The following is a 9,767-nucleotide window of genomic DNA, read 5'->3' as shown; positions in this document are numbered from 1 at the left end:
CTATCGCCGATTCCGAAGAACCAGCCGCACTCGCCATCAAGCGCCCACACTTATCGGCTGTTAGTTTTTAAAGAGCATTTGCGCAGTTATTTGCTTCGCTATTCGCTTGCTTTCTTGCGCGCCGTCATTCAACGGGAGGCGAATTATGCGGGGCTATTTCGACGACGTCAAGCGCCTTTTCCAAAAAAATAATCGGGTCATTTCGGGCGGCAAATTCGAAGCCGAGCAGCGGCGCGTGTCACCGGCGTCTGTGCACGTCAGATCGCACGCGCACGAAGAATTGACCAGGCACAACAACGCGGCGATGGCATTGGGCGGCAATTGACGCTCACCGGTACGATGTCGGCCGGTCACACGATTCAGGCGTCCTTCATCGCGCGCTCATCCCGCGCTAATTCTCATCTTCGATCATGTGCGCAGTCGCATGGTCGAAGCAAAGCCGCCCGACTGCCACCGTGACCGGTTTGAAGCACAACCTGGAGACAACTCAGATGAGCACCCTCGCCGACCGCAGCGTCCCGACATCCACGAAAACCGGACGATATGGTCTCTTCGTCTGCCTGATGGCGGCGCTCGCCGGCCTGCTGTTCGGCCTCGACATCGGGGTGATCTCGGGCGCACTGCCTTTCATCGCGAAGCATTTTGTTCTGAGCGATCGCGCACAAGAATGGATCGTCAGCTCGATGATGGTAGGCGCGGCGATCGGCGCACTGGGTGCGGGCTGGCTATCGTGGCGTCTCGGACGCCGCTATGCGCTCGTGCTGGCGGCTATACTTTTCATTGCGGGATCGCTATGGTCCGGGTTCGCGGCGAGTCCGGCTCATCTGATCGGCGCACGCTTGCTGCTGGGCCTCGCGGTCGGGATGGCGTCTTTCACCGCGCCGCTTTATCTTTCGGAGGTTGCGCCGCGACAAGTACGCGGCGCGATGATCTCGACGTATCAGTTGATGATTACCGTCGGAATCCTGGCCGCCTTCCTGTCGAACATCGGACTGTCGTACGTGGCCGACTGGCGCTGGATGCTCGGCGTCATCGCGATTCCCGCCGTCTTCTTCCTCGCAGGCGTGCTCGCCCTTCCCGATAGCCCGCGCTGGCTGCTTCAGCGCAACCGCGCCGACGAAGCGCGCGCCGTCCTGCAACGCTTCTACGCCAATCCCGCCGACGTGCAAGCCGAACTCGAACAGGTCAACGAAGACAACACGCGGCCCCAGCGAGGATGGAGCCTGTTGCGGCAAAACGCGAACTTCCGTCGCTCGGTATTGCTCGGAGTCGTGCTGCAGGTGTTCCAGCAACTCACCGGCATCAACGTCGTGATGTACTACGCTCCGCGCATCTTCGAACTGGCCGGCTTCGCGACTCATGAACAGCAACTGTGGGCGACAGTCATCGTCGGCCTCGTCAACGTCATTGCGACCTTCGGCGCCATTGCCTTCGTCGATCGTTGGGGCCGCAAGCCGATCCTCTATGCGGGATGCGCCATCATGGCAATCGGCATGTGCTCGCTCGGGTTCCTGCTGCATGCCGGAGTCGCCGGCCTCACGGCACAGATTCTGGCGGTCGCGTCGCTGCTGCTTTTCATCGCGGGGTTCGCCATGTCTGCCGGCCCGCTCGTTTGGATCCTGTGCTCGGAGATCCAGCCGCAGCAAGGGCGCGACTTCGGCATCGCCGTTTCGACGCTCGTCAACTGGGTCGCCAACATGGCGGTCGCGGCCACGTTCCTTAGCTTGCTGTCGACTGTCGGCGAAGCGAACACCTTCGTGCTCTATGCGATCCTCAACGTCATCTTTGCGGTCGTCGTGTTCTTCTACGTGCCCGAGACGCGCGGCGTTTCGCTCGAGAAACTCGGCAACGATCTGATGGCCGGCAAGCGTCTGCGCGATCTCGGGAAGAAAAACTAGTTTCGTCGTTCGATGGAAATCTTCACGGGGCGGATATTCCAGATCCGCTCGCAATATTCGTGAACCGCGCGGTCCGAAGAGAACTTGCCTGCATAGGCGGTATTCAGGATGGACATGCGAGTCCAGCGCCGCTCGTCGCGCCAGGCGGCGCTCACATCCTCCTGACGCGCGACGTACGCGGCATAGTCGGCAAGCACCAGAAACGGATCGTGGTGCAGCAGGTTGTCGACCAGCGGACGGAACATCTCTCGATCTCCGCGCGAGAAGTGCCCGCTGCCGATCAACTCCAGCACTTCCCGCAACGTCTGATTCGCATCCGCATAGTCGGCCGGACGATACCCTTCGCGCTTCACGCGTTCCACTTCGTCCGCATTCAGGCCGAACAGGAAGAAGTTTTCATCGCCGACTTCTTCGCGGATCTCGATGTTCGCGCCATCGAGCGTACCGATGGTCAACGCGCCGTTCATCATGAACTTCATGTTTCCGGTGCCCGAAGCCTCCTTGCCCGCGGTCGAGATCTGCTCGGACAGGTCCGCAGCCGGGTAAATGAAGTGTGCGTTCTTGACGTTGAAGTCCGGGAAGAATACGACTTTCAGGCGGCCGTTCATCGCGGGATCGTCGTTCACGACTTCGGCGATGCCGTTGATCAGCCGGATGATGAGCTTGGCCATCGCGTAGCCCGGCGCGGCCTTGCCGCCGAATACGAAGCAGCGCGGCGTCAGCGCGAGTTGTGGATCGCGGCGCAGACGCATGTACTGCGTCACGATGTATAGCGCGTTCAGATGTTGCCGCTTGTACTCGTGGATTCGCTTGACCTGTATGTCGAACAGCGCCGCAGGATCGACGACGATGCCCGTCGCGCTCTTGATCTTATCCGCGAGGATCTGCTTGTTCGCCTGCTTCACGTTGCGCCAGCGTTCCTGAAATGCGGCATCGTCGGCGTATTCGGACAGCTTGCGCAGTTTGCCGAGATCGGTCGCCCAACCTTCCCCCAGCCCCTCGTCCAGCAGTTTCGCGAGACCCGGATTGCTGAGCATCATGAAGCGGCGCGGCGTGACGCCGTTGGTCACGTTATGGAAGCGCTCGGGCCATAGCTCGGCGAAATCTCGCAGCACCGTCTTTTCGAGCAGTGCCGAATGGAGCGCGGCCACACCGTTGATCGCGTGACTGCCGACCGTCGCAAGATGCGCCATGCGTACGCGCTTCGTGCCGCTTTCGTCGATCAGCGACATGCGCGCGATCCGCGCTTCGTCGCCGGGATATCGTTGGCGGACATCATCGAGGAAGCGGCGATTGATCTCGTAGATGATCTCGATCAATCGCGGCAACAAGCCCTGAAACAATGGCAAGCCCCACGTCTCGAGCGCTTCGGGCAACAGCGTGTGATTCGTATAGGCGAGCGTGCGCTGCGTGATGTCCCAGGCGTCGTCCCAAGGCAGTTGCCGCTCATCCACGAGCAGGCGCATCAACTCGGCGACGGCTATCGACGGATGCGTGTCGTTCAATTGCGCCGTGAACATGTCCGGCAAGCGATTGATCGGCTCGCCCTTGAGCGCAAGCAGGCGCAACATATCCTGCAACGAACACGAAACGAAGAAGTACTGCTGCGCGAGCCGCAAGCGCTTACCCGCTTCGGGCTCGTCATTTGGATAAAGCACCTTCGACAGCGTCTCCGAAAGCACCTTCTCGTGCACGGCTTCGTAATAGTCGCCGGCATTGAAATCCTGAAGATCGAACGACTCGACTGCCTCGCTTTTCCAGAGCCTCAACGAGTTACATGTATTGACGTGAAAACCGGGGATCGGCGTATCGCAGGCCACGCCTTTGACCGTATAGGCAGGAATCCAGCGCACATGAAAGCGGCCCGCTTCATCGGTCGAGCTTTCGGTGCGGCCACCGAAGTTCACGTAGAACGCGACGTCCGTGCGCAGGATTTCCCACGGGTTGCCCTTCTGCAGCCATTTGTCGGTGATTTCCACTTGCCAGCCGTCGCGGATTTCCTGATCGAAGATGCCGAACTCATAGCGGATTCCGTACCCGATCGCCGGGATTTCGAGCGTGGAAAGCGAGTCGAGATAGCACGCGGCCAGGCGTCCGAGGCCGCCGTTGCCAAGGCCCGGTTCCTCTTCGATCGACAGCAGCGTATCGAGGTCGAGTCCGAGCGCCTGCAACGCTTCGCGCGCGTTGCTTTCGATGCCGAGATTGATCAGGTTGTTGCCGAGCTGCGGGCCGATGAGAAATTCAGCGGACAGATAACACGCGACTTTTGCGTCGCGCGCTACATAGGTGTGCGTGGTGGCGACTCGGCGGGTCATCATCCGGTCGCGGACGGCGTAGGCGAGCGCCATGTACCAGTCGTGCGGCGTGGCGATCTCCGGATAGCGCGCCTGCAGACAGATGAGGTTATCGACGATATCGCGCTGCAGCGCCTCGACGCCAAGTCCGCTGCGCGCGGGCTCGGCGCTGATCCGCGATTCGATGGTGGGCGTGTCATCCATGATCTGTCCTCTCTCCCTGCGTAGCGGGCTTCGACAAGAATGTGCCGGCTCTATGTCCGGCCGTTGACAGTGCTGCGTCATGGCGCATCGATGAATAGCATACGCCCTCAAGTCGTGCGCTTCCATGCCGTTATCCCCAAGGGGAAGGCCAAATTCGGCAATCGCGGGACCGCGATGGCCTGCCGCTTCAAAGGCTGTCGGACCAGTTCAAGATTCCGGTCATCGCTTATTTCATTCGCTTGCCGCTAGCGCAAGTTCAGACATCAGAAAAATATGAAACGCGTCGTCGCAGTACCTGCAGTTACAGTCGTTTTGGCCGCATGCGGTGGGGGCGGCGGCAGTTCCGATAATGCGCCGAGCGCGCCCGAGGCTAACGCTGCACAAGGCCTTTATTCCGGAACCGATGCGAACGGCAACGTCGTGGGCGGCGTAGTGCTCGAGACTGGCGCTTTCTATTTCGTGTATGCGAACACGACGACAAACGCGCTAGGTCTGGTACAGGGTGCGGCATCCGCATCTCATGGCACTTTTCAGTCGGACAATGCGCGCACCTTCGACATAAGCGGCAAGGCTGCGACCGATACGCCCGTCCTCGCGGGCTACAACGCGAAGAACAGCGTTCAGGGCGTGATCTATACGAGCACGGCGAAGCAGAACAGCATCAAGTTCAACGTGGTTTATGACGCCAACTATGAACGTCCGGTGGCGCTGTCGTCCGTTGCCGGGACGTATTCGGGCGCGGCCGGATCGACGAAGGACGGCGAGACCGCCACTTTTGTAATCGGGCAGGACGGCTCGATCAAGGGTGAAGGCTTGAGCGGCTGCACGTTCAGCGGAGCCGCCACGCCTCATGGCGACAAAGACGTGCTGGACGCCACGATCACGTTTGGACCCGCGCCCTGCATATATCCGGGTGCGAAGCTTACGGGCGTCGTTTTTTTCAGCAACAGTCAGGTATTAGGAGCTTTGACGCTACCTGACAGATCAGACGCCTTCGTGGTGGCCGCTACGAAGTGATGTCGCGTGGAGTGCGCGTCGCGCACTCCCAGTTGCGGATCGGAATGCCGGCGGCCTGTTGAGCTTTGCCCGTCCGGATTTATTTGCGTTAAGCATCTCGCGCGCATTTTCACGGCCACATTATTTCGGATACCGAAGAAATATACGAGGTAGGCGTTGCGCAGGGGCCTTTCCGCCGACAACTCGCCACTTGCGTCTGACTTTGAATTTCGACGCGCCGGACGCCCGCGGACGCTTTCGGTCAGCCCGCGCGCATTCCAGACATTAAGCGCGGACGGAAATTTGAAGCGTCGAACAGATGCCTGTTGTCCCGGCTGATCGCGACATCGACTTTGCCATGCCTCGCTCACACTGAGTCCAGTAGATCTCCAATACAAAACTATGCGACCGGACGAGGTGAATATGTCTTTGCTCGAGTTTCTTGGCGCGATGGTCTTCGTTGCCGTCGTATTGCTCTCGATGGTCGCGGTGCTCGACATTTTCTTCCCGCGACTGATCCCGGTCGCGCATGATGAGCGCTCTTCGGGATTGTCGCGCGCGCGGAAGTTCGCGAGAGCGAACGCGCGGGGACGCTGAACCTAACTTTCAGATACCTGCGGCTCGCGCATGTTCCGTCCGAGCTTTTTCACCAGCACGCGGGCGGCAAGCAGTCTGAATGGACGAGGGAGCAAGCGGAAAGTTTGCTGATCCGCGCAGCGTTTTACGAAGATTAGCTGGCGGATCGATGTCTTCCGTCGCCCCATCCGGATTCGCGACGGGTGTTCTTCGCCGCGACCAGCGAAACGCCGTCTAACGCAGCTTCGACGCCTCACTGCGGACGTATCGAGCGCTACATTTTTCGTCTTGTTCGTCACGATGCGGCCGTTATGCGCATTTCGGACCGCTCGCCGGTTCCTTTTATGCCGATACCCTGTGTTCACGCCGACGATTTCGTGAAACATCTTCCCAAGAAGAGCGTAAAAAATGGCCGGCAAGCCCGTCCTGTCTAGCGGTCGCAGGAGTGGAAAGGGGGCGTCGATTGTTTCACGAGCGTTCGGAGCGATCATTGTTCAGCAGCTTTCTAGGCGAAGTACTTGCTTGAGTGGCGGTGACCGCCTTCTCCGTTGGTTTCGCATCGCTAAGAGGACGTTCAGGCTTTACATTCAAGCTTCGGCTGCTGGCGGGCTCCGCCTTTCCCAAGCTGCTATTCACCCACGCTGAGAGTGACTGGCATCGACGCGCTTGGAGTAGTGGCTGCGTCGTCCTCTGCGCCAAACCGGATGACCATGCGCCTGGATCGAGATATTTCGCGCGCCTCATGTGCATCGATGGTGCTTGCCATCAATAGTCCTGCCGTTGAGACAGCTCGTTCCCACTGGGAAATAGCATCAGTTCACGAGTTGGCGTGCAAACAACCGTGGGAGTCCTTTCGATGCGCGCGTGTGGGAAAGTTTGCGCCCCGGGCGTGAACGGCGGAGGCTGCTGCGGAGATCGAGTGTCCCAAGTCGGGACACTCGTTAGATCAACCTAGAGGAAGTGCACGAGCGTGACTTCGCGCTGCGCGTGTCCCAAGTTGAGACACTCTTGGAGCTTCGGAAATTGACCCAGATGCTGAGCGCACCGCATCGAGACCAATTGCTGGAGGGAATCGACTAGCTGTTATCGGCAAACAACTGTGTCACCAACTCCCGAATTTGCCGTTCCTTTTCTTCGGTCAGTAATCCGGCTTTGATCTTGACCGTGAGCCCCATTGAGTCTCTCGTGATCGACCCTGCCTGCGATCCACCCGCAAAAATCTTGTCGATACTGCGATCGCTTACGGCCGGCGCCGGCTTACGCTCGTCATCCAAAGCCTGCTTGATCGCCTTGCCAAATTTCGACTGATCCAGATCGCCCGAAACGACGCGCGCCCAAAGGCCCTTGGCAACGTCGAACGCCGCCGCATTCCGCCCACGCAGTACCGAGACGACATTCTCCGCGGCGGTGGCTCCCAACAGGCGAGGCTGCACATCTAGATCTTGCACGACGAAATCCGGCAACTCGCCAAACGAAAGATACCGGTACAACTCGGAGCGCGAGATGCCCAACGCTTCAGCCATGCGCTTGCGGTTAGGAAATTCCTTTTCGGTCCGTCGAATCGATCGCGAGATCTCGTAGTCGCACAGATCTTCACGCGCTACGTTTTCGACGAGGGCAAGCATCGCCATCTCTTCGTCGGAAAGATCGACGACAAGAACCTTGATCGATTCCTTACCGATCATCTTGTGCGCGCGCCAGCGACGCTCACCCGCCACGATCTGGTATCCGGTGCCGATGCGCCGTACAACGATCGGCTGTACGAGACCCGCTTCGCGGATCGACTCGGCGAGTTGCACAAGCTTCGCGTCGTTGAATACCTGCCGAGGCTGCCAGGGATTCGGAACGATCTCCGACACCGGCGCTTCCGACGCGGGACCCGCCTGCTCGAGTTGCGCGATGCGCTGCTGCGCCGAGGCCAACGCCGCTGCCATTCCGGGCGCAGTGCGCGGACTCGTCGCCTTCTCTTGCTGCGGATCGAGTTGGATGTCCTTTGCCGCACGAACTTCCGCGGTCTTGCTCATCATTCGGTCGCGAAGGCTGCTCATTGTCCCGCCCTCCATTGCTCAACGTACTGGTCATCGATCCATTTGCAGTAGTCGACCATCGGCTGTTTTACGCGCGCCAAAGTTTTCGCGACTGTCTCGGCCCGTGAAAGATCGAAGACAGTAGAAAAAGCCAACGCGCCATTGCTCATGACCGAACTCGCCGGAATCTCAGTGGTGTGCAACCAGTCGCCATACGCGCGCTGAGACCATGAGCGAACGACCGGCGCCGAAGATGTATTGCCATAGTCGACCCGCGAGAGAAGCACCGAAACGAAGTCATATGTTTTGTCGACTTCGTGTTCGACGAAACCATTCGCGACTTCAGCGAACAACGACCAGAACGACACCGACGAAATGAAATCCAGACTTTCGGGTACGAGCGGCATGACCATCGAATCGGCCGCCATCAATCCGTTCAGCGTCATATAAGAGAGCGAAGGCGCGGTATCCAGGATGATGTAGTCGTACTCCGCGCGCAGCGGCTCAATCCCTTTTCGCAACACCGACCAGAACTCGAAGTTCGCGTTCGTCTTCTGCGCAGTAGGCAGATGGAATTCGGCGTCGTGAAGATAGTTGTGTGCCGGAATCACATCGAGTCCGTCCCAATACGTGCTTTGCACTTTCGACGCGAGACCGCCTTCCATGTCCGGATCGTAAATGTATGGCAGGACCGTATCCTCCCAAGTCACGTCCTTTTCCGCGTACAGGCCGCACAACTCCGAAAGCGACGCTTGTGGGTCGAGGTCGATCATGAGAACCTTGCGACCACGCAAGCTCAATCCTTGGCCGATGCACATCGACGTCGTCGTCTTGCACGATCCGCCTTTGAAGTTCGCCGTGATTAACACGCGACCGCGATGTTCGCGCGTACCAGTGACAAGCGGCGTCTGATAAATGTCCGAGACCTGCTGAACCCACGTTCGGGCATCCTTCAGAGAGAAAATACGCGCACGCCCGGTTCCGTGCGTTTCACCCGGCGGGAGGTCAGTACCTTCCTTTGTCGCCAGATAATTGATCTTCTGCCGGTCGATCCCGCACATGTCCGACAGCTCGCCTATCGTAAACACGGGCGCTGTCTTCCTTGGCCGTGGTGCCAAGATCTGATCACGCAGTTCGTTCGTCATGACCGACAAACGCTCTGCGAACTCTCCTAGGTTGGAGAGCTTCACCCTTCGATTAATCCCTGGCAGTTCGCTCAAATTCATTCGGTGCTTCCTTTTTAGTCCACGGTGAGGCGTTTTCTTCACGCTCTCCGATGTTTCCACGGTTTTGGTGTAACTAGATGTCGAACCGTAGAATACTCGCCGCAGTGATGAATAGCTATTGGAATTGATCGAAATTTGCAAGCACTGGGGCGGAGGTGCAAGACTATCAATAAGATCAACCACTTATACAAGCTGTCTTCAGTGATTCCCGACACGCTCAGAGGACAGCGAAACGCTCCACGGCATCGGAAGCTCAGTGGAACGCCGGATCCCATCACAAAAAACCTCACCTCCGCGAACGTCGGCGCAGTTGAATTCCAGCGTCTCGACGGCTAGTCACAATTCACTTCACCTAACCGAAGCGCGCGAAACGCCATAGTCCCGCTGGTTGAAAATCGAATGCACCGTCTATGTGAGTAAGGCCGTTGGTTAGTTATTTTTGTAAACACAAAGACTCACCACCACTAACGTCTCACGCGCACGCTCATGAAATCAACGACTTACACCCATAAGGTGAGGAAAAGTGTGCTTGAAGTGATGTTGATT

Annotated in this window: 6 protein-coding genes; 3 read left to right on the top strand and 3 right to left on the bottom strand. The window is 58.6% G+C overall.

Annotated elements, in window-relative coordinates:
* Positions 1-192: hypothetical protein (locus tag NCS67_RS30505; RefSeq protein WP_250437789.1), on the top strand; the 192-nt coding region annotated here is incomplete at its 5' end.
* A 299-nt stretch (positions 193-491) separates the two neighbouring features.
* Positions 492-1,898, top strand: coding sequence for a sugar porter family MFS transporter (locus NCS67_RS30500; protein ID WP_008345310.1), 1,407 nt, complete (start codon positions 492-494; stop codon positions 1,896-1,898).
* Here the strand turns inward: NCS67_RS30500 and NCS67_RS30495 are convergent.
* Positions 1,895-4,396 (bottom strand): glycogen/starch/alpha-glucan phosphorylase, encoded by a 2,502-nt coding sequence (locus NCS67_RS30495; protein ID WP_250437788.1) that lies wholly within the window; start codon positions 4,394-4,396, stop codon positions 1,895-1,897. The genes NCS67_RS30500 and NCS67_RS30495 overlap by 4 nt on opposite strands.
* A gap of 273 nt (positions 4,397-4,669) precedes the next feature.
* Between NCS67_RS30495 and NCS67_RS30490 the strand changes: the two genes are divergently transcribed.
* Positions 4,670-5,413 (top strand): hypothetical protein, encoded by a 744-nt coding sequence (locus NCS67_RS30490; protein WP_250437787.1) that lies wholly within the window; start codon positions 4,670-4,672, stop codon positions 5,411-5,413.
* A 1,631-nt stretch (positions 5,414-7,044) separates the two neighbouring features.
* Here the strand turns inward: NCS67_RS30490 and NCS67_RS30485 are convergent.
* Together NCS67_RS30485 and NCS67_RS30480 are read right to left on the bottom strand one after the other, a co-directional pair.
* Positions 7,045-8,016, bottom strand: coding sequence for a ParB/RepB/Spo0J family partition protein (locus NCS67_RS30485; protein ID WP_008345313.1), 972 nt, complete (start codon positions 8,014-8,016; stop codon positions 7,045-7,047).
* A complete protein-coding gene (locus NCS67_RS30480) occupies positions 8,013-9,221 on the bottom strand; it encodes a ParA family protein (protein WP_033535672.1) in 1,209 nt (402 codons plus the stop codon). Before NCS67_RS30480 ends, NCS67_RS30485 begins: the two co-directional genes overlap by 4 nt.
* Positions 9,222-9,767 lie beyond the last annotated feature (546 nt).

It is taken from the genome of Caballeronia sp. ATUFL_F2_KS9A, assembly GCF_023630765.1.
In the GTDB taxonomy this organism is placed as follows: domain Bacteria; phylum Pseudomonadota; class Gammaproteobacteria; order Burkholderiales; family Burkholderiaceae; genus Caballeronia; species Caballeronia zhejiangensis.
Note: the sequence above shows the minus strand (reverse complement) of the source record. Positions and strands in the feature narration are given on the sequence as shown.

Coding starts and splice junctions, on each gene's coding strand:
- NCS67_RS30500 (WP_008345310.1), top strand. CDS start 492: ATGAGCACCCTCGCCGACCGCAGCGTCCCGACATCCACGAAAACCGGA.
- NCS67_RS30480 (WP_033535672.1), bottom strand. CDS start 9,221: ATGAATTTGAGCGAACTGCCAGGGATTAATCGAAGGGTGAAGCTCTCC.
- NCS67_RS30485 (WP_008345313.1), bottom strand. CDS start 8,016: ATGAGCAGCCTTCGCGACCGAATGATGAGCAAGACCGCGGAAGTTCGT.
- NCS67_RS30495 (WP_250437788.1), bottom strand. CDS start 4,396: ATGGATGACACGCCCACCATCGAATCGCGGATCAGCGCCGAGCCCGCG.
- NCS67_RS30490 (WP_250437787.1), top strand. CDS start 4,670: ATGAAACGCGTCGTCGCAGTACCTGCAGTTACAGTCGTTTTGGCCGCA.